Consider the following 21,071-nt stretch of genomic DNA (forward strand, 5'->3'; position numbering starts at 1 on the left):
ATCTTAATTCTTTTTTAAAATCAAAGCCAAATATTCCTCATGTAAATAATAGTACTTCTTCATAAATACCAGATACCCCAATGTCAATACCACTACAACTACAGCCAAATACATCCAATGAGCCACTGCTGTATCAGGTACCACATAAATAAATATCAGAGAAACCGCTAACTGTAACATTGTGTAGAACATCGTCACTTTTACATGGCCAATCCTCAACTCATTCGCCATTAGTTGATATACGTGCTTGCGGTGTGCCTCTCCCAGATTCTCACGCAATATGATACGATGCATGATAGTCAGGCAAGCGTCCACTCCATACACTACTAGTAACAAGAGGTATGTCACATCCCGTGTTTCAACAATCACACGTCCCAGCACAAACAAAATGATGAAAGCGATCCCTATAGAACCTACATCTCCAGCAAAGCATTTCGCCTTTCCTTTCGGCCGAAAGTTAAAAAAACAGAACACAAGTACGCTCAGCAATGTCACAACAATTAGCGCAGGTTCCACAAACTCACCTGTTCCATTCAACAACATCAACGGTACCAATACAGCCAACGAATAACCGGCAGTTATTCCGTTTATACCATCCATAAAATTATATACGTTAGTGATACCTACGTATACAATCAATGCCAGCAAAACTACCCACCATAAATTCCAATGTAAAATATCCAACTGATAAAACACCAAACCTGCCGCCGAAAACTGTACCACCAATCGTATCGAATCGGGCAAACTCCGGATATCATCCACGAAACTGACACCAGTCACTAAAGTCAACCCCGCAAGAAACCATGGATAGGAAAAACCAAAGAAAACGCTCCACATCCAAATGCCGACCAAGAAAATGATACCACCTCCTCGTAACACTACCGATGTATGCGAACTACGCTCGTTAGGCTTGTCTATAATATTACACCAATCCGCAATGCGGAAATAAAAAAGTTCCGCCAGAAATAGCAATATGAAAATCAGCACATAAAATAAGCTGTTCATATCTTATCGTTTTTTAAAGCTAAGAATAGTATAAGTCAATCCCTCTTTTGCAGATACCGGCATCTTTTGTAACCCTAATACTTTTTTTATTTTAGCATTGCTTACCACATAATTCTCTACCAGCTTTTGCATTCGATTCGGATTGAGTGGAAGATGTAACCACCCACCAATCTTTGCCATCACGTTCATCACTCCTTTAGGGATGCACCAGATATTGGCTTTCTTGCCCAACACTTCACAAATCACTTCGATTAATTCGTTGGTAGATAATGCTTCATCATCAGCCATATGATAAATACCGCTCACGACCTTTTGAGTCAAGAGACCTTCTATCACAGTACAGAGATTCTGTATACTAGTAAATGAACGGTGATTCTCAAAAGCTCCAAGCGGCCAAGGTATTCCCTTACTTACTACATTATAAAGCAAATTCAAGTTTCCTTTATTTCCTGGACCATGAATCATACAAGGACGCATAATATACACCTGTTTATCAGGATAAACAGAACTGTCCCCAAAAGCATGATATAAATTATCCAGTGCTTCCGGTACAAACTTTTCGATGATGTAATTCTCAGCCTGAATTTTGCTTTCCCCGTAAGGTCCTATGGGAATAGGCACACACTCTTCAGTCAGTATGCCTCCCTGTACAGAATCCGCCGCACTTTTCACTGTAGAAAAAAAAATAAATTTCTTAATAGAAGACTGTACTAAAAACCAGTCAAAAATTCGTTGGGTCAACCCTGTATTAATTCTAAAATAAGTTTCCGCCGCACTTTTATTTTTAGTATCATGTGCTTTTCCGGCTAAATGAATCACCGCATCAAATTCCGGCATTTCCTTATCCAAATCATCCCAAGAAAAAGTATTTATCACCCCATCCTTTTCAGCCGCAACAATATCCAATCCGTAAATTTGATGCTTTTTCTTTAAAGCAGAAACCAAATTAGAGCCAACAAAACCATGGATTCCTGTTATAAGAATATTCATGCTCACAATTATTATTTCAGCAATTTACCTATCAGATTCACGTATTTCTGAACTACAATCTTTTTAGTGTATCCTTCATGAATTATTTTCTCGCCTTTGGCTCCCATTTGCTTAAGCTCTTTGCGAGATACTGAAGCCAACCACCGCAACATTTCATCTGTTCTCCTTTCTAAGTCAAGATCACACACCAACTTGGCACAACCTACAGGCTCCAAAAAATTAACAATCGGAGTATTTTTGCCCGAACTAATTAATAAAGCCCTACTGCAGGCCATAATCGTATAAACTTTTGAAGGAAACCCCTGTTTCTCCATCTTTGGAGTCATAAAAATATATTGAACATCACTATAAGCTAAAATAGCAGGCATCAAAAGTCTGGATTGATAAGGAAGCAAATGCAGTTTTACTAGATTCAAATCTTTCTTTTTTTCCTCCACATACGACTTCATTACCCCCTCCCCAATCACAAAATATTCAATATTTAACCTGCGTGTTTTTTCTGCTAATCTCACTAACGTTTCCCAATCTTGCGCAAGACCAATATTTCCGGCATACAATAACTTAATACTATCCGTATCCGGAAATAGTGATTTATCCAGAAAATCAGTAGACACTTCCGACTGATACAAATCTGTATCTACAAAATTAGGAATGATATGCAATTTTCCTTTGTCTTTAAATCGACTTTCTATCGTATTATAAAATACTTGATCAATGGTGGTAACTGCATCACTGTCATTATACACTTTGCGTTCCATTTTACTCAATACAGAATAAACCAACCCTTCTTTCTTCCCTAAGATATCAGGATAAATTTCCTGTACATTATATACCACCTTGCACCCTTTCAATTTAGCCAGCCACAGATTTAAATAACCAATAGTTAAAGGAGGAGATGGAGAAAGAATAACATCTACATTTTTAATACAGAGTCCCACAAAAAATGAAATAACATGCCAGTATATAAATCCAATCAATCTAAGTAAAGTACTCTTAAATTTCTTCTGCGGCACATGATAAACAGGAATACCCTTATACACACTCTTTTTAAACAATCCCCAATATCCCCATTTCAAAGATTGCTCTGCCAACCGCTCTCTCAACACATTAAAATGGGGAGTAGTAGATAATACTACCACCTCATAACCTGCATCTTTGAAAGTCTGTGCGATATCATTGTACAAATAAGCAGTTGACACACCATCAGGACTGAAGATCAAAGAATGTATTAAAATCTTCTTTTTATTATTCTTCATTATGTAAACTTATTTTTATGCCCCATTATATTCTTATTTGTTCCGGTTAGTGGAATTGCCCCACAAACATCTGCCTTACCAGTATGATCGGAAACCTATTAACTTGTGTATGTCTACTCCTTCCTCCACACCACCTTGTTCACCACACCCGTATAACTCTGAATAAGCTTCACCACCTTAGTAGATACAATCTCATCAGTATAATTAGGCACAGGCAAACCGTTATCGCCATTCAGGTTCATCTCAACGGCTAGATCCACAGCTTGCAACAGGTCATGGGTATTAATACCCGCCAAAATGAAACACCCTTTGTCCAACGCTTCCGGACGCTCAGTAGAAGTACGGATGCAAACAGCCGGAAAACTATAACCTACGCTCGTAAAGAAACTGCTCTCCTCCGGTAGTGTACCGCTATCCGAAACGACACAAAAAGCATTCATCTGCAAACAGTTGTAATCATGAAATCCCAAAGGATCCTGACGAATCACCCGCTTATCCAACTGAAAACCATTCTTCTCTAACCGATTCCTACTGCGAGGATGGCAACTGTAAAGGATAGGCATATCATACTTCTCTGCCATAGCATTGATAGCCGTAAAAAGAGAGGTGAAGTTTTTCTCGGTATCGATATTCTCCTCTCGATGGGCACTTAACAGAATATACTTACCCTTCTCCAAGCCCAAACGCTGATGCACATCGCTCGCCTCAATCTTGGCCAAATTTTCATGCAACACCTCTGCCATTGGTGACCCGCTGACATAGGTACGTTGCGGAGCTACACCGCTAGCGTTCAAATAGCGACGGGCATGCTCGCTGTAGCAGATATTCACATCACTGATAATATCCACGATACGGCGGTTGGTTTCCTCCGGCAGACACTCATCAAAACAACGGTTTCCCGCCTCCATATGGAAAATAGGAATATGCAAACGTTTCGCACCGATCACACTCAAGCAAGAGTTGGTATCCCCTAATACCAATACAGCATCCGGCTTGATCTCCACCATTAGCTTGTAGCTCTTATCGATGATATTGCCCATCGTAGCACCCAAGTCATCGCCTACAGCATTCAGATAAACCTCAGGATCGGCCAATTTCAAGTCCTTGAAAAAAACCCCATTCAAGTTGTAATCGTAATTCTGCCCGGTATGAGCTAATACGACATCAAAATAGTTACGACACTTATTTATTACCGCCGCTAACCGGATAATCTCCGGCCGGGTTCCCACAATAATCAACAACTTCAGTTTTCCATTATTCTTAAATGCAGCCATAATCTTTCTTATTTTACAGGTTCAAAATAAGTATCAGGACGATCTGGATCAAAACTTTCGTTTGCCCACATCACAGTCACCAAATCCTCCGTATCGGAAAGATTTATGATATTGTGCGTATAACCTGGTAACATATGTACCACCTCGATCTTCTCTCCACTCACCTCAAACTCAATTACCTCATTCGATCCAATCTTACGCTCCTGTATCAAGCCATGACCGGAAACCACAATAAAGAACTCCCATTTGGTATGGTGCCAATGCTGACCTTTTGTGATACCGGGCTTAGAGATATTGACACTCACCTGTCCACAGTTTTTGGTACGGAACAGTTCGGTAAAACTACCACGAGCATCCACGTTCATCTTCAACGGAAAGGATACTTTCTCCTTGGGTAAATAACTCAGGAAAGTACTATATAACTTCTTAGCAAAACTGCCATACGGAATTTCTGGTACGACCAACGTAGCGGGCTGACTCTTGAACTCCTCCAGCAAACGCACGATCTCACCCAGTTTCACCTTATGCGTGATCGGGACAGCGCAATAACGCCCCCCCTCAGTCAATACAGTCTCTACTCCATCAAACTCGCAACGATGCTCCTTCCCCTTCAAGGCTGCGATCATCTCCTCCACCAAGTCATCAATATAAAGCAGTTCCAATTCTACCATAGGATCGTTCACCATGATAGGCAAGTCGTTCGCTATATTATGACAGAAGGTAGCCACTGCACTGTTATAGTTCGGGCGACACCATTTACCGAAAAGGTTCGGAAAGCGGTACACCAATACTTTAGCACCAGTCTCCTTACCATACTCGAACATCAATTCCTCACCCGCCTTCTTGCTCTTACCATATTCGGAAGTGCCGAAACGTCCTGCCAACGTAGCCTGGATAGAGCTGGAAATCATCACAGGACAGTTATTATGATGTATCTTCAAGGTATTGAGCAACGTAGAGGCAAAACCAAAGTTACCTCGCATAAACTCCTCTTGGCTTTGCGGACGGTTCACTCCCGCCAAATTGAACACAAAGTCACAATCACGACAATAAACCTCTAACTCCTCCGGAGTAGAATCTATATCATATTCATAGACAGCACTCACTGTCAAGTCGCCATAACATCTCGCCTTCCCCTCCTGAATATTCCTCAATTGGGATACTAGATTCCGCCCCACGAATCCTTGGGAACCGGTAACAAGAATTTTCATTACAATATCTGTTCTTTTGTATTACTTACTCACTACGGATTTCACGACCTTTGGAGCCAGACACTACCCCCAGATCCTCTTGGATAAAACGCAAGCGCATCAACTGCTCTTTCATGCCCTCCACATCCAGACGAACGGTATTATGACTATGATAATCCTCGATAGTAGAAACCACCTCGTTACCCTCGGTAAAGAACTTATCATAATTCAAGTCACGGTTATCACAAGGGATACGATAATAATTCCCCATATCGATCGACTTCGCCATCTCCTCACGAGTCACTAACGTCTCATACAGTTTTTCGCCATGACGGGTTCCGATCACCTTCACCTCGGTCTCCCCATACTTCGGATTTACCTTAGTATAGATCTCCTTCAAAGCCATAGCCAAGGTAGAAAGTGTAGCCGCAGGAGCTTTCTGCACAAAAAGATCTCCATTTTCTCCATGGGTAAAAGCATAAACCACCAAATCCACCGCATCATCCAGTGTCATCATAAAGCGCGTCATCTCCGGATCAGTGATGGTTATAGGCTTACCATCCATCATCTGCTCCACCCACAAAGGAATTACGGAACCCCGAGAGGCCATCACATTCCCATAGCGAGTACAGCAAATCGTAGTCTTGGCATCCTTACCCAAGGCACGCCCTTGAGCAATCGCAACCTTTTCCATAAGCGCCTTGGAGATCCCCATGGCGTTTATTGGATAAGCCGCTTTATCCGTGGAGAGCACCACCACATTACTAACCCCATGAGCGATAGCGGAAAGCAATACGTTATTTGTCCCTTCCACATTTGTACGAACAGCCTCCATCGGGAAGAACTCACAACTCGGTACCTGCTTCAAGGCAGCAGCTGCGAACACATAATCCACTCCATCCATCGCAAAATCCACCGCCTCCCGTTGGCGCACATTCCCAATAAAAAACTTCACCTTATGAGCCACCTCCGGGCGTTGTGCCTGCAAGAAATGACGCATATCATCTTGCTTCTTCTCATCACGAGAGAAGATACGAACCTCCTTGATGTCGCTATCTAAGAAACGACGAAGCACGGCATTCCCAAAAGAGCCGGTACCGCCTGTGATCAACAGGACTTTATCTTTAAAAATTGACATGATTGTATTTAACTTAGGACAATGCAAATCTATTTCCTTACTCGTTTTTCTTTTCCTAGCGCAAACATTATTTTCACGCCAAGATTAATCAACCAACTATTCCCTTGCTTATATTCACAACCTTTCACAAGAGGCATATTGAGATAGAATTGTAGCTCTGACTCCGATATACACAAGAATTCAGCTACCTGTTTAAATATCTCACGACCTTCCTCTTCCGTTACTGAAAATGATTACGTACATCATAGCCAAAACGTTTAGAGTACCACCATGTCTCCCAAAATTTTGTTATCAAACTCTCAAAAGGCTTTACTTCTTTAAAATTGATTCATACAAATCAATATACTCTTGGTATTTGTCACGTTTGTCATACAACGAAACAGCCCTTTTTCTACAAGCATCCGAGTTTTTTAACTTTGATGTAAACAATTTAATAGTTTCTACTAATACATTCATATTTCCTTTCTTCACCACAACACCAGTTCGCTCATCAACAGATTCAACACTGCCTCCTGTATCATATGTTAAAACAGGTGTTCCACAAGCCAATGATTCCAGATTAGTCGTAGGGAATGTATCTGAATATGTTAAGTTCATAAATAAATCAGACATGGAATAATAATTAACCAATTCTTGAACATTCTGAGTTCTTGATATCCCTATTATTCCTTTAGAACAAACTTCTTCCTTTTGTTTTTGGGATACTCCAACCATTACAATTGCATAGGAATCATCCAATTTCTCTCTTAACTCCAAAAAGTCTCCATATCCTTTTTTTACACCGAATGGAACTGCACATCCCAATAACACTTTCTTTTCGGATATCCCCAATCGCTCTTTCAATGACTTTATCACCACAAAGGATTCAGGCTTAAAAACATCAATATCCACCCCATTATAAATTGTTTGTATCCTAATATTAGGACAATCTTTAAAGAAAGATTCATTCACCAAATTAGCCAACCAATTACTAACTGGCACTAAAGTAAGATCAGATAAAGATGTAAAAAAAAATTTCTTTAAAAGATAATTCCTCTTACTATTTTGAAGAACAAAAGAACCCGGATAATCCTTCTTCAATGGACATTCATAACATCCAGATTTCCATTTTTCGCAACCATGAAAATCAAAATGCGCACAATGTCCAGTAAAATTCCAACAATCATGCAACGTCCAAACCACAGGTATATTTGCTTTAGACAAATAATCAAAAAGAATTTTATAATTAATATAATAACCGTGAATCGTATGAAGATGCACAATAGTCGGATTTATTTCTTTTATCTTCTTTATAAATCTTCTAGTAGCAATTCTTGAAGACAAACCATGGTTATCAAATATTTTAGTCTCAATCGCGTGCCAATATTCCTCTAATTTAGAAACAACCTGTATACTTTTTAATCTCGATGGATTCACATACCTTGAACCATGAGCAATATAGCTTGTCCAGCCATTTTGTTCAGCTAACAATCCTATTTGTTCATTGATCCTACCTGTTGATCCATAGTTCCGGCAGGCATTGATTTGAAGAAGAATTTTATTTGACATATCTAAAAATTCATTTCTATTGATTGTTTAGCAATCTCTGAATATTTAAAATGAATAGAAGCCTTTTCCGCTTTTTGTTTCAGATTTTGGTATTTATCTGAAAAAATTAACCCTCTGATTGTATCAGCAATCGCTGTTTCGTTTTTACCATCAATGAAAATACAGTTTCCGTTAATATTTAAATGGTGCATAGACTTACCCCAATCATTGTAAATTGCAGGAATACCCACACCAACAGCTTGTTCCCACATAGTAGAATGAGTTCCTGGAAAACAACATAAGTTTGATGCTCTTAAATAATTCATGACTTGAGTAGCATCAGACCATCCTGCAAATATAATATTGGGACAACATCTTAACGGTTCAAAACTGTCCTCCATAGTAGAAACGATACTCCCAAAAATCAGTAATTTCACATTGGGATTCTCCATTTTTCTTATGGTATAACCTAAATGATGTATATTCTTTGCTTCATCAATTTTACCACCTGTGACAATGAGAAAATCGGAGTCTTTGATGTTGAATTTACTTTTCACATAACTTCTTGCATTTTCATAACTAGGAATATTGTCATCATCAACTCCCATAGGAATACATTTCAATTTTTGAAGAGGAAAACCATACATTTCATGCATGAAGTCACAACGCCAAGGTGTAGTTCCAAAACACATTTTTATATATGGTTCAGATAAATGTGAGAAATATCTCCAAACAATACCATGTAAAATATACTTTGAAAGAAAATTTCTGGCACTATTATAATAATCAGTATGACAATCACTATAACAAATCACTTTGGGATGCAATTTTAGATATTTGACTAGCTGTCTAGAATCAACAAAACAAGTTCCGTGAGTAAAAATTATATCTGGTTTTTCTATTTCTAAATAAGTAAAAAAGTTCGCATACATACGAAACCTTCTTGAAATTACTTTAGGAACCTTTTCTTTAAAAGGTATGCGAACCACTTTAAATCCATTCTCCTCAAAAATTACTGGTTGTTTAGCGTGTATCTCTTTTATTGTAGAAGTTGCCGCATCCATTGTTTGCATAGATGTTAATACGGTAACATCAAACCCCAACTTAACATGATACTTCGGTAAAATATTTTCTTGATAAGAGTAACCTTGGGTATATGGACCTGCCATACATAAATGCACAATCTTCATATCAATTTTTTCGAATATTCAATATCCTTATCCCTTTACAACCTACCATCTATCACACTTCTATCCATGACACCTTTCACGTCATAGACCACGCCATTATCATTTGACAAGAAAGAACGTACATCCATATCCTTGAATTCCTTATGGGCTACCCCCAAGATTACCGCATCGTATTGACCTTCTAGTTCATCTAACGGAACATCGCATATATCAATACCATACTCATGTTTTACTCGTACTGGGTTAGCCCATGGATCATAGACCGTAATACACTTAGAGTACTCGGACAATGTAGTATAAATATCCACAATTTTTGTGTTGCGTATATCTGGACAGTTTTCCTTGAAGGTAATTCCTAACAAAAGGATTTTAGCGTTCTTTACCAAAACGCCTTTCTTGTTCATCAACTTGATTACCTGATGCGCCACATACTCCCCCATACCATCATTCAACCGACGAGCAGCAAACATGACACGGGGAAGTACCCCATATACTTGCGCCTTTTGAATCAGGTAATAAGGATCCACCGAAATACAGTGGCCACCCACCAAACCGGGTTTCAACTTAATAAAATTCCATTTGGAAGCGGCCGCCTCAATCACGTCATTCGTATCGATACCCATTGCATTGAAGATCTTAGCCAACTCATTCATGAAAGCAATATTCACGTCTCGCTGCGAGTTCTCGATAATCTTCGACGCCTCTGCCACCTTGATACTTGGTGCTTTATGAGTTCCATTTATCAAGACTGTGTTATACACTTGATCCACAATGTCCGCTATCTCCGGAGTAGATCCCGAAGTAACCTTCTTTATCTTCTCCACCGTATGTTCCTTGTCCCCCGGATTGATACGTTCCGGCGAATAACCGGCAAAGAAATCCTTGTTAAACTTCAAACCTGAGATTTTCTCTACAACCGGAAGGCATTCCTCTTCCGTTACACCCGGATAAACAGTTGATTCGTACACCACGATATCCCCTTTGGAGATTACCTTCCCCACCGTCTCACTCGCACCCCATAATGGACGGAGGTCAGGACGGTTATTCTCATCCACAGGAGTGGGGACAGCCACCACATAAAAGTTACAATCTTTTATATCATCCAACCAAGTCGTACAACGAAATCCATTTGCCAAAGCGGCCTGAAGTAATTCATCATCCACTTCCAATGTAGCGTCATGCCCTCCATTCAAGGCATCCACACGTGCTTGACTCATGTCAAAACCGACCGTCTCGAACCTCGTTGAAAAAAGACGGGCTAAAGGAAGTCCTACGTAACCTAGACCGATCACGCAAATTTTTTTTGTCTGCATATTTTTATGAATTTATTATTTCCTTAATAGAATACTTTAGCTTAGCCGTGTGTTTTTCCGATAGCAAGTAAATCACATAACAGCAAACCAACGTGATAATCACAAGCAAAATATCTCCTGCATTCATCGTGCCCTCTCTCTTCCCAAACAGAACTCATACAACGAAAAAAATATTATAAGATAGCTTAAATAGAACGTATAAGAGAATGTAGCCAAATGATTTCCTCTGTTATCCAAAAATTTAATCCACTGACAAGTCAGTTCGCACAGAATGATTGCTGGATAAACAAAACATACCAACCTCAAAGTCAAACGGATAAACTTAAATACGACATCCATATTACTATAGACAAAAGAATCTTAAGAAATCCCTTTTCTATATATATTACATATTTACAAAATTAACATTATTCACCTTAACTCTTTCAATGTTTAAAAAAAGCAAAAAAGAGATAAAAACCCAAAAAGATTTAAACGATAGATAAGAATAAAACACAGTTACGATAAAAAAAGACAAGACAAAAAGCAAAAAAAGATTCCTCTTACCTTTCAAAATAGGCCATATTATATTCACACATATCAAATATATAAAAACTCCTATAAAAGTTGTTCCTAAGATGATTCCTGCAGCAAGAATGAACTCCGCAATACCATTGTGCATAAATTCACCATCAGGCAAATAATTGGTTCCATTTCCAAACAAAGAAACTTCTCCTTTTTCCAATGATTCAAACAATCTTTCTAATCGATCACTTCTACTCCCGACACCTCCTTCTTCCAATTCCACAGTAGAAGACACAAAAAGTCTATAAGTCAATGCCTCTAATGGAGTTAAAGAAAGACTCCAAGTCAGACTAAATGCAATGTGATACATATATCCTAACACAACAGATAATATTCCTACCAAGAACGAAAAAAGCCATTTAGAATACATAAAAAAAACTAATAATACCGTAACTCCCAATCCTAAAATTCCAGCTCGTGACAGTGACGAAAAAATCACAATTATATCCAACAGAAAAAATAATCCAAGAATCAATTTTAACATATTTCTTTTTTCTTGACTAAATAATACCATTTTGGCACAAAAAGAAATAAAAATATATACACACATCACATTAGGATCCCAATAAATACCTTGAAATCTATTAGCCAAATTTACACCACTAAAAGTAATCAAATAAAACAATATACTTGATAAATCATAACTAGCAAACAGCAACAAATTAGTATATGACAACCCTTTATTTTTAGTCAGAAAATCGACAAAAACAACAATTGTAAGAAAATTAATTATGCCTTGAATACAAAAATGAATTTCAGCATTAAATACGCCTGAAACAACTTCAAACACACAAAAAAACAAACAAAATAACAAAGAAAAAGATTTATATATATTCATTCTTCTTACACTAAAAACATATAGTAATAAGAATGGAAATATAAGAAAACGCACTACCGTAACAGGACCTATTCCAAAAGATTCAAACTGAAAAAAAAATATTATCCAGTTTACACAAAAAAGAGGAATTAGTTTTTGCATATGTTTTTTACGAATACAAACAAAAAATACAAAAAGAAAGAGAAATTCAGCAATCTAATCTTTGATCGTTGAGGCAAAAATTCATTTGTATTGACTGGCAAAACCTTAGACAATTCTAATCTTTTCTTTAATAATACCCAATTAAACTTATACAACTTTGTATAGTGATTAACTGCACTAGAAATAACAGAATACTGCTGATAATACAAAACAGACTTTTGTTCTGTAGTCAATAAAGAATCTGATAAATAATGATTAATAGCTCTCAAATTATTAGAAAACCCCCAAATTTTCTCCTCATTAAATTCCCTTGATGCACTATCTGTTCTTACAAAAATATAGTAAAATAAAATATCTGTAAATCGTACTTTATAAGCATATAATAAATTCAAACTAAGAAAAAGAGAATCCTCGCCATTAGTCAGTCCATCGACAAATAGCAAAGAATGTTTTATAAAAAATGACTTATTATATACTACCCCACATACACTACCTCTAGTATATCCCTTTTTAAAGACATCTACCCCCTTCATATCTATATCTACAGGACAAATATTAGACCACGCATAACATTCAATTAAACCACCCTTTATAAAAGAACGCATCATTAACATATCTGCTGATTCTTTTTTCAGATTTTCATATATTTTTGAAAGACTATTTTCTGCGATATAATCATCTGGATCCACAAAAATAATATAATCTCCAGAAGCTAATTTTATACCAGCATTACGCGCAGAAGATACCCCTCCATTAGGTTTGTTATAAATGACAATATTATCATATTTACCTGCATATTTTTCTACTATATCCATTGAACGGTCTAAAGAACCATCATTTACAGCAATTATTTCATATAATGAAATAGATAAATCTTGTTTAAACAAAGAATCAAAACATTTTTCAATGTAAGATTCAACATTATATATTGGCACAACTATTGATAGAAACATATTTTATTATTAATAAATCAAACAACACATAAAAAAAATCAACACACAATTTAGTGTATACCCCTTTGATTGGTTATTTTTATGTACCATAAACTGAGTTGTAGTAAATATTAATTCTGATTTTAACATTAGAGATATCTTTCCAAGATAGTAAACAGCAAAAACAAATAGTTTTAAAAAAAACAATTACAATTTATTATATATAGCAAAAATTATTTTTTGCAATTCTAAAGGAAGAGAAACGAATACACGATAAATAAATACTTTTCTATTCATCATAGCTTTTATATAAACAGGAAATTTTTTTCTGATAGCAAATAAATATTTCCTTTTCTCCAAGTCTGAGAAATTTCCATTCAAATAACAACTTATATAAGAGTAAGTAAAATGTAATACCCATCTATAATAGTTACAATAGATGGATCTCCCTTCTAACCTATTCAAATTTTCTTTATGAAAATTTATTATCTCTACAAATTGATCCGCTAATCGTTTCGAAAAACAATGTCGCATTTTATGCATTATTGATTCTTCTGCCTCATAATACAAATAAGTAGCTTTTGAAACAAATGAACATGAGCTCAATTGAAAAATACATTTTGTCGTAAACATATTATCCTCGTTCAACTGATTCGGTACACATAGAATATTCATATATCTTACTCTGGAAAGATCATATAATTTATTCCACATCGATATATGGACACGATCTTCGTACCAATGAGAATATTGAAACTTAGACAACTCTTCTTCTCCTCTGACAACAATATTTTTATAAATTTTCTCAGCTAAGGGTTTCTTCTCCTTTGAGACACGAATATAACTCCCGACCACTATATCCACCTTCTCCTCCATCATCCTATCATACAGCACCTGTATGCAATCCAAAGTAATCTCATCATCACTATCCATGAAAAACAAATATTCACCTTGGGCATTGTCTATAGCTGTATTTCGTGTAGCACCAAGTCCAATATTATGTGGATGTTCTATAATACGAACATCCTTTCCCCTTGGATGTTCCTTGATGATTCGACGGACAATATCCATACTATTATCCGTCCCTCGATCGTCTACCAATAAAAACTCTATACTCTCAAACGTTTGATTCAATGCGGACAACAAGGCACGCTCCACATAGGGCGCCACGTTGTAAATAGGCATGGACAATGTTACCTTATACATATTCTATATATACTTTTTTATCAATGAAAATAGCAGCCGGGACTCCCGTACCTTAAAAAGGAATCCCAATAACAAATAGGAAAATAGGGCGACCAAGCCCCCGATAATCAATTGCGGTAAGCTACCCTTAATCATGGATTGGGCGATATACGCACTCATTCCCATGCCCAATGAAAGCAAGAACAAGGGGAATATGTTTTTTATCTGTTCCATGTATCCGGTACTTATCACTTTCTTCGAGTAATAAATGATAATTCCTATATCAGAGAAATTGTAAAGAACGATTCCCCAACACAGCCAACGAACCCCGAAAGGCAGCGTGGCGCATAGAATAGCTATGGCCACCACTTTCTTGAGTATCTCCGCCCGAAGGAAATAGTCCGAGCGACCCTTCACGTTCAATATCTGGTTGTTAATCACCATGACCGGATACCACATATACGCTATACATAATATAGACAACAATTCGGCCGATGGAAGCCATTTGTCTGTCAAGAGGAATCGAATCAAGGGGTCCGATAACACCGCCAACAGTGTCATCAGTGGAAAGATGATATAGCAAGACACTCTCAAATAGCACATGAATGAACGATTCAATCGCTCAGTGTCATCCTGCAGCTCACACTGTACAGAATAAATAACCCGTGTGATGATCCCCACAAGATTCGTGGAAGGAAATCCAGAGAACTGATTGGCCCGATTGTAAAAACCAACATCCATAGCCGAATATCTCCTACCTATAACCAAGCTATACAAATTGATATAGATGGTATGCAACAGACCTGACAACAGCAATTTAGAGCCAAAAGAAAACAATGAGCGGAACGACTTCCAAGAGAAACACCACAAAGGCAACCATCTAGAGAATATCCACAATAAAAGCGTATTCAAAAAGCTGCTCAGCAAGCTCTGCAGCACCAACGCCCATACCCCATAGTCTCGATAAGCCAGACAGACAGCCACCAATCCACTCATGAGCACTGCAATCAAGGAAGCTTTCGCCTGTGTCTTGAAATCAACACAAACTGTCAACTTAGCCCGTTGAACAATAGAAAGACCATTCAACAGGAGATTCAATCCCACCCATCGAGTCACAACCGTTAGCTCCGGCTCCCTGTAAAACGAGGCGATATAAGGGGCAGAGATAAACAACACCCCATAAACAACCAAGGCTATAAGGATATTGAAATAGAACACCGTCGAATAATCCACCTCCGTCCGATCCTTCTTCTGGATCAAGGCATTCGAGAAACCGCTATCCACGAATGTCTGGGCGATCGCCAAAAAAATACCCAACATGGCAATCAAGCCGTATTCCGAAGGCAATACCAAACGGGCGATGACAATGCTCAGTACAAACTGTATCCCCTGTACAGAAAACCGTTCAACAGCACTCCACATCACACCTTTTACGGCTCGATGCTTTACAGAATCACTCATGTAATTTGATAAAATAAGCAATCGTTTTCTTTAACCCTTCTTCCAAAGGAATTTTAGGTTCCCAATCCAATTTCTCTTTTGCTAATGTAATATCCGGTTTTCTCTGTTTCGGATCGTCACCCGGTAACGGACAATGTACAATCTTTGATTTCGAATTTGTCAACTCTATCACCTTCTCTGCCAGTTCCAGCATTGTGAATTCTCCCGGGTTTCCTGTATTGACAGGGCCGATAAAGTCATCACCAGTAGCCATCATTCGGATCATGGCTTCAATCAAATCGTCTACGTATTGGAAGCTTCTGGTTTGAGTTCCATCTCCATAGATTGTGATTTCTTCCCCTTTTAACGCCTGTACGATAAAGTTGGAAACGACACGTCCGTCGTTCGGATTCATTCGAGGACCATACGTATTGAAGATACGGATGATTTTAATCCGTACACCATTCTGACGATGATAATCCATAAACAAAGTTTCAGCTGCGCGTTTGCCTTCATCGTAACAACTGCGAATTCCAATCGGGTTCACATTTCCCCAATAAGACTCTACCTGCGGATGAATAGCCGGATCGCCATACACTTCACTGGTCGATGCCTGGAGAATCTTTGCCTTGGTTCGTTTAGCCAACCCCAACATATTCATAGCTCCGTAAATGGAGGTTTTCATTGTCTTGATGGCATTATATTGATAATGGGGAGGCGATGCAGGACAAGCCAGGTTATAGATCTCATCGACCTCGGCGTAATAAGGAGAAGTTACATCGTGACGAACCAACTCAAAGTTGTCATACTGCAACAGGTAACGAATATTATCCTTACTGCCGGTAAAATAATTATCCAGGCAAATCACGTCATTGCCTTCTTTCACCAAACGTTCACATAGATGGGAGCCGAGAAAACCGGCTCCACCCGTTACTAATATCCGTTTCATTTTTGTCCGATTCATTTTTGTCCGATTCTCGAATAAGTAAAACCTAATTCTTTCAATTCCTCGCCATCGTAGATGTTTCGTCCATCCACTACCACATGATTCTTCATGGCTTTACGGATGATCGCCCAACAGGGCATACGGAATTGTTTCCATTCCGTCATCAAAGCAATAGCATCTGCATCTATCACTGCTTCATACATATCTTTACAATAGGTGACTGCTTCTCCTATTCTGCGCTTTGTTTCATCCATAGCTATAGGATCGAATACATTAATCACAGCACCAGCTTTCAGTAGTTTATCAATCACAACCAACGCCGGGGCTTCGCGCATGTCATCTGTTTCCGGTTTAAAAGATAATCCCCACATAGCAATAGTCTTTCCTTTCAGATCACCATTAAAAGCTCTATTCAATTTATCAAATACAATATTCTTTTGCTCTTCATTTACCTCTTCCACAGCTTCTATAACACGCATGTGATATCCGTTTTCTATTCCTGTATGCACCAAGGCTTTCACATCCTTGGGAAAGCAAGAACCTCCATATCCACAACCGGCATATAAAAAGCGGCTACCGATACGGGAATCCGTTCCCATACCTTTACGCACATGGTCTACATTCGCTCCAACACGTTCGCAAAGATTGGCTATATCGTTCATGAAACTGATGCGGGTTGCCAACATAGCATTGGCTGCATATTTCGTCATTTCAGCTGAAGGAACATCCATGATCAGGATGGGATAACCATTTAGTGTGAAAGGACGATATAGTTTTTCCATCATTTTCTTTGCCCGTTCGCTTTCAACACCTACTACCACACGATCCGGTGTCATGAAATCTTTTATAGCCGCTCCTTCTTTCAAGAACTCAGGATTAGAAGCAACATCAAATTCTATATCAACCCCACGTTTATCCAACTCTTCCTGCACCGCTGCACGAACTTTTTTTGCTGTACCAACAGGTACAGTGCTCTTCGTGACTAATACAACATGTTTTTTTATATGACGTCCAACTGTGCGAGCAACTTCCAATACATACTTCAAGTCTGCACTTCCATCTTCGTCCGGAGGTGTTCCTACCGCACTAAAGATTACTTCTACCTTATCCAAACAGGATGTCAAATCTGTTGTAAAATGTAGGCGATCGGCTTTTACATTACGTGCAACCAAATCATCCAAACCCGGTTCATAGATAGGCATCTCTCCATTTAGTAACTTCGCTATTTTGAATTCATCGATGTCTACACATGTGACATCAATTCCCATCTCTGAAAAACAAGCTCCAGAGACTAGTCCTACATAACCTGTACCTACAATTGCTATATTCATATATTACTACTATTTATCCAACTTTTCAAATTCCGAATTCTGACTCTTAAACTCAGGAACAAACCCTTTCATTTCTCTTACCATGTCTACAATTTCTACATTCAGAGAAAGATTTGACAAGAGATTGATACATCTCGTAACATCTTGGTAGTTATATTCTCTAACATCAGCAATTCGAATTTTTTTATGGAGAGTCTCTTTGGTATTTTCCTTATGACTCAAAAGCTCCTCATACAATTTCTCACCTGGACGTAATCCCGTATACTCTATCTCAATATCCTTTCCAACCTTCATACCTGAAAGTTCTATCATCCGCCGAGCTAAATCTGCAATCTTCACAGGTTGTCCCATATCAAATACAAAGATCTCTCCTCCATTCCCCATCGTACCAGCTTCCAAAACCAATCGACATGCCTCGGGAATAGTCATGAAATAACGAATTATTTCCGGATGGGTTACTGTTACTGGTCCTCCGTTATTAATCTGTTCACGGAAACGAGGTATGACAGAACCATTACTTCCCAAAACATTGCCAAAACGGGTCGTTATAAATTTTGTGCAACCTTGTACTTCACCCTTTATAATAGCCAAACTCAAACTCTGTACATAAATTTCAGCCAAACGCTTGCTACACCCCATAATATTAGTCGGATTCACTGCTTTATCCGTACTAATCATTACAAACTTTTCAACTCCGTACTTTACAGCAGCGTCTGCAACCAACCGAGTCCCATAAACATTCACCCGTACAGCTTCACAAGGATTCTCCTCCATCAACGGTACATGCTTATAAGCAGCTGCATGAAATACAATATGAGGATGCCAATTGCGAAAAACATAATCCAACCGGTCTCCATTTCGAACATCTCCTATCACAGGTACAAAATTCAAGTTAGGAAATTTATCTTCTAACTCTAAACGCAAATTATGCATCGGAGTTTCAGCCGAATCAAAACAAATCAACTTACAAATAGGGAAATGTGCTAACTGACGGCAAATCTCACTGCCAATACTACCTGCTGCACCTGTAACCAATATCACTTTATTTTCAAGCAAGCAAGCGATCTCCTGCATGTTGATCTGGATTTCTTCACGTCCTAACAAGTCTTCAATTTTTATGTCACGGATAGATCGTTTTATAGCACCGTTATGGACCTCTTCCATCTCAGGAACAACCAAAGTACGCAGAGAGATTTGTTCACAAAAACGAATCAACCGCTCTTTTTCTTGTTGTATGGTTTTAAGATTGGGGAAAAGTACACCATCTAAAGAAATCCTGTTTACTAATTTCAAAAGATCTTCGCGGGAAGCAATTTGATATACTGGCAATTCTGCTATACGGAAATTCTTTTTCTGTTTATTGAAAGTAATAAAACCGGTTATACTATAATCTTGCATAAAGATATGCCTTGTAGCAGTTGAAGCGATCATAACACTCTCATCACCGGTTCCATAAACCAATACCCGTTTTCGCTTTTTACCAAGCTGCAACAAAACCATATTATATATGTTCACAATAAAAATACGGAATGTTACCAGCATAAGCATTGTAAGAACACAATCGATAAATAATCCGACCAGATAAACTTTTGGAGTAAAGGAGGTTTTCAAAACCAGAAGCAATATACATAAAACAACCGATTTCAATATAGCCACTCCCCAAATTCTCCATAAGCCACGCAAAGTGGAATGACGAATAACACGGCGATAAACCTTAAATGTGAAAAAAGCAACTAAACTTCCCACGAAAGAGGCAAAACCTACTTTGACAACATCTTCCTGGGCATAGGAAACTCCTAGAAAAGAAAATATTCCTAACACACCTATCAATGAAACGCATAAAGATATGACCAAATCTACACTGAAAATGATCCATCCATTGATATATCTTATTTCTGTAAAACGAGAGAAAAGACGCGGCAAGCCTACATAATGATTATTCATTTCCATTGGAAGAGTATAAATAAAATTAGTTTAGGAATTTTCCAAAAGACATAGGTATGGCTAATAACAGCTTTCGATTAGCCATTACCACCTCCCACGGATTAACAATATCAGGGAACAAAGAACAGATCACCAGAAAGGTGACTATCAAAAGATAGGACATTAATACTAGTTTAGTATGTATACAAAAAAGTTCGTCAGTCACATAGCTGCAACGACGACCATAATAAAAAAAATGATCCCATTTAATCGCCGCAAAAGTATGTATTAATTTTCGAACAAACAAAATACAAAAAATTCATCACCCCTTGTCCAACAAGGTATAATGAAAAATAAACACTTAAAATTAACATAAAAAGCCACTTGATAAAGGTGATAAAAGAGAATCCTTATTAGCCACTTTCTCCAATATTCACACAAAAAAATTCCAGAACCCGCATATATCATAGCATACAGACTTTCAGTCACATACGGTATATAAATCAAATATTAAATCAGCCCCAATAAAAAACATGCCATGTCATAAAACAATTCATTTAACCATTCAAGAAGACAGACCTGATTAGCCAAAACAAATTATTCTCTATTCATTACTTATTTAATATTTTTTACCAATCGGCAGTTATCTTGCGATTTACAGAAAAACACATTTCGGAGAAGAACTGAAAATTATGGCATCAATCACTTAGCTATTTCTTTTTTATGCACTCCAAAGTACTGATATTCAACATTAAAATAAGGTAAACAGCTTCTAAATCGTGAACGATTCAGGGAGTCTTTTGTTTATTTAGCGAGCTAAACAAAGAACACATACCTCCGCTGAGGTGCAAGAGTAATTACCACCAGCAATAATCCGGTATGTTTTTA

Annotated in this window: 16 protein-coding genes; all 16 read right to left on the bottom strand. The window is 38.0% G+C overall.

What is annotated here, in order from left to right:
• Positions 1-3 precede the first annotated feature (3 nt).
• Entirely contained in the window at positions 4-1,005 is a 1,002-nt protein-coding gene (locus C825_RS21130) for an MraY family glycosyltransferase (protein WP_010800061.1), read from the bottom strand.
• 3 nt (positions 1,006-1,008) lie between these two features.
• The gene (locus C825_RS21135; RefSeq protein WP_010800062.1) at positions 1,009-1,995 is read right to left on the bottom strand and encodes an NAD-dependent epimerase/dehydratase family protein; all 987 of its coding nucleotides are present in this window, start codon (positions 1,993-1,995) and stop codon (positions 1,009-1,011) included.
• 11 nt (positions 1,996-2,006) lie between these two features.
• Positions 2,007-3,251 carry a glycosyltransferase family 4 protein gene (locus C825_RS21140; RefSeq protein ID WP_010800063.1) on the bottom strand — a complete coding sequence of 415 codons (1,245 nt, stop codon included), beginning with the start codon at positions 3,249-3,251 and terminating at the stop codon, positions 2,007-2,009.
• A 113-nt stretch (positions 3,252-3,364) separates the two neighbouring features.
• Complete coding sequence (gene wecB, locus C825_RS21145) at positions 3,365-4,525, bottom strand: non-hydrolyzing UDP-N-acetylglucosamine 2-epimerase (RefSeq protein ID WP_010800064.1); 1,161 nt, start codon at positions 4,523-4,525, stop codon at positions 3,365-3,367.
• An 8-nt stretch (positions 4,526-4,533) separates the two neighbouring features.
• Positions 4,534-5,736 (bottom strand): capsular polysaccharide biosynthesis protein CapF, encoded by a 1,203-nt coding sequence (locus tag C825_RS21150; protein ID WP_010800065.1) that lies wholly within the window; start codon positions 5,734-5,736, stop codon positions 4,534-4,536.
• A gap of 25 nt (positions 5,737-5,761) precedes the next feature.
• Positions 5,762-6,853 (bottom strand): polysaccharide biosynthesis protein, encoded by a 1,092-nt coding sequence (locus C825_RS21155; protein WP_010800066.1) that lies wholly within the window; start codon positions 6,851-6,853, stop codon positions 5,762-5,764.
• 309 nt (positions 6,854-7,162) lie between these two features.
• Entirely contained in the window at positions 7,163-8,401 is a 1,239-nt protein-coding gene (locus C825_RS21160; protein ID WP_010800067.1) for a glycosyltransferase, read from the bottom strand.
• Positions 8,402-8,403: 2 nt separating this feature from the next.
• The gene (locus tag C825_RS21165; RefSeq protein ID WP_010800068.1) at positions 8,404-9,570 is read right to left on the bottom strand and encodes a glycosyltransferase family 4 protein; all 1,167 of its coding nucleotides are present in this window, start codon (positions 9,568-9,570) and stop codon (positions 8,404-8,406) included.
• Positions 9,571-9,605: 35 nt separating this feature from the next.
• A complete protein-coding gene (locus C825_RS21170; RefSeq protein ID WP_010800069.1) occupies positions 9,606-10,883 on the bottom strand; it encodes a nucleotide sugar dehydrogenase in 1,278 nt (425 codons plus the stop codon).
• 385 nt (positions 10,884-11,268) lie between these two features.
• Entirely contained in the window at positions 11,269-12,426 is a 1,158-nt protein-coding gene (locus C825_RS21175; RefSeq protein ID WP_010800071.1) for a hypothetical protein, read from the bottom strand.
• Complete coding sequence (locus C825_RS21180) at positions 12,414-13,379, bottom strand: glycosyltransferase family 2 protein (protein ID WP_010800072.1); 966 nt, start codon at positions 13,377-13,379, stop codon at positions 12,414-12,416. The genes C825_RS21175 and C825_RS21180 overlap by 13 nt, the downstream gene beginning before the upstream one ends.
• A 186-nt stretch (positions 13,380-13,565) precedes the next feature.
• Positions 13,566-14,564, bottom strand: a complete 999-nt coding sequence (locus C825_RS21185; RefSeq protein ID WP_010800073.1) for a glycosyltransferase family 2 protein — start codon at positions 14,562-14,564, stop codon at positions 13,566-13,568.
• A 3-nt stretch (positions 14,565-14,567) separates the two neighbouring features.
• Complete coding sequence (locus C825_RS21190) at positions 14,568-16,004, bottom strand: lipopolysaccharide biosynthesis protein (protein WP_010800074.1); 1,437 nt, start codon at positions 16,002-16,004, stop codon at positions 14,568-14,570.
• Positions 15,997-16,932 (bottom strand): UDP-glucuronic acid decarboxylase family protein, encoded by a 936-nt coding sequence (locus C825_RS21195; RefSeq protein WP_010800075.1) that lies wholly within the window; start codon positions 16,930-16,932, stop codon positions 15,997-15,999. The genes C825_RS21190 and C825_RS21195 overlap by 8 nt, the downstream gene beginning before the upstream one ends.
• 11 nt (positions 16,933-16,943) lie before the next feature.
• The gene (locus C825_RS21200; RefSeq protein ID WP_010800076.1) at positions 16,944-18,260 is read right to left on the bottom strand and encodes a UDP-glucose dehydrogenase family protein; all 1,317 of its coding nucleotides are present in this window, start codon (positions 18,258-18,260) and stop codon (positions 16,944-16,946) included.
• 9 nt (positions 18,261-18,269) lie between these two features.
• Positions 18,270-20,210 carry a polysaccharide biosynthesis protein gene (locus C825_RS21205; protein ID WP_010800077.1) on the bottom strand — a complete coding sequence of 647 codons (1,941 nt, stop codon included), beginning with the start codon at positions 20,208-20,210 and terminating at the stop codon, positions 18,270-18,272.
• Positions 20,211-21,071: the final 861 nt, after the last annotated feature.

The sequence above is a fragment of the Parabacteroides sp. ASF519 genome, from assembly GCF_000364265.2.
GTDB classification, from domain to species: Bacteria; Bacteroidota; Bacteroidia; order Bacteroidales; family Tannerellaceae; genus Parabacteroides; species Parabacteroides goldsteinii.

Bases quoted from the DNA above. Each gene is read 5' to 3' on its own strand.
- C825_RS21200 (WP_010800076.1), bottom strand. From the start codon at position 18,260: ATGAATATAGCAATTGTAGGTACAGGTTATGTAGGACTAGTCTCTGGA.
- C825_RS21130 (WP_010800061.1), bottom strand. From the start codon at position 1,005: ATGAACAGCTTATTTTATGTGCTGATTTTCATATTGCTATTTCTGGCG.
- C825_RS21160 (WP_010800067.1), bottom strand. From the start codon at position 8,401: ATGTCAAATAAAATTCTTCTTCAAATCAATGCCTGCCGGAACTATGGA.
- C825_RS21165 (WP_010800068.1), bottom strand. From the start codon at position 9,570: ATGAAGATTGTGCATTTATGTATGGCAGGTCCATATACCCAAGGTTAC.
- C825_RS21180 (WP_010800072.1), bottom strand. From the start codon at position 13,379: ATGTTTCTATCAATAGTTGTGCCAATATATAATGTTGAATCTTACATT.
- C825_RS21175 (WP_010800071.1), bottom strand. From the start codon at position 12,426: ATGCAAAAACTAATTCCTCTTTTTTGTGTAAACTGGATAATATTTTTT.
- C825_RS21195 (WP_010800075.1), bottom strand. From the start codon at position 16,932: ATGAAACGGATATTAGTAACGGGTGGAGCCGGTTTTCTCGGCTCCCAT.
- C825_RS21170 (WP_010800069.1), bottom strand. From the start codon at position 10,883: ATGCAGACAAAAAAAATTTGCGTGATCGGTCTAGGTTACGTAGGACTT.
- C825_RS21135 (WP_010800062.1), bottom strand. From the start codon at position 1,995: ATGAATATTCTTATAACAGGAATCCATGGTTTTGTTGGCTCTAATTTG.
- C825_RS21150 (WP_010800065.1), bottom strand. From the start codon at position 5,736: ATGAAAATTCTTGTTACCGGTTCCCAAGGATTCGTGGGGCGGAATCTA.
- C825_RS21155 (WP_010800066.1), bottom strand. From the start codon at position 6,853: ATGTCAATTTTTAAAGATAAAGTCCTGTTGATCACAGGCGGTACCGGC.
- C825_RS21185 (WP_010800073.1), bottom strand. From the start codon at position 14,564: ATGTATAAGGTAACATTGTCCATGCCTATTTACAACGTGGCGCCCTAT.
- C825_RS21190 (WP_010800074.1), bottom strand. From the start codon at position 16,004: ATGAGTGATTCTGTAAAGCATCGAGCCGTAAAAGGTGTGATGTGGAGT.
- wecB (WP_010800064.1), bottom strand. From the start codon at position 4,525: ATGGCTGCATTTAAGAATAATGGAAAACTGAAGTTGTTGATTATTGTG.
- C825_RS21140 (WP_010800063.1), bottom strand. From the start codon at position 3,251: ATGAAGAATAATAAAAAGAAGATTTTAATACATTCTTTGATCTTCAGT.
- C825_RS21205 (WP_010800077.1), bottom strand. From the start codon at position 20,210: ATGGAAATGAATAATCATTATGTAGGCTTGCCGCGTCTTTTCTCTCGT.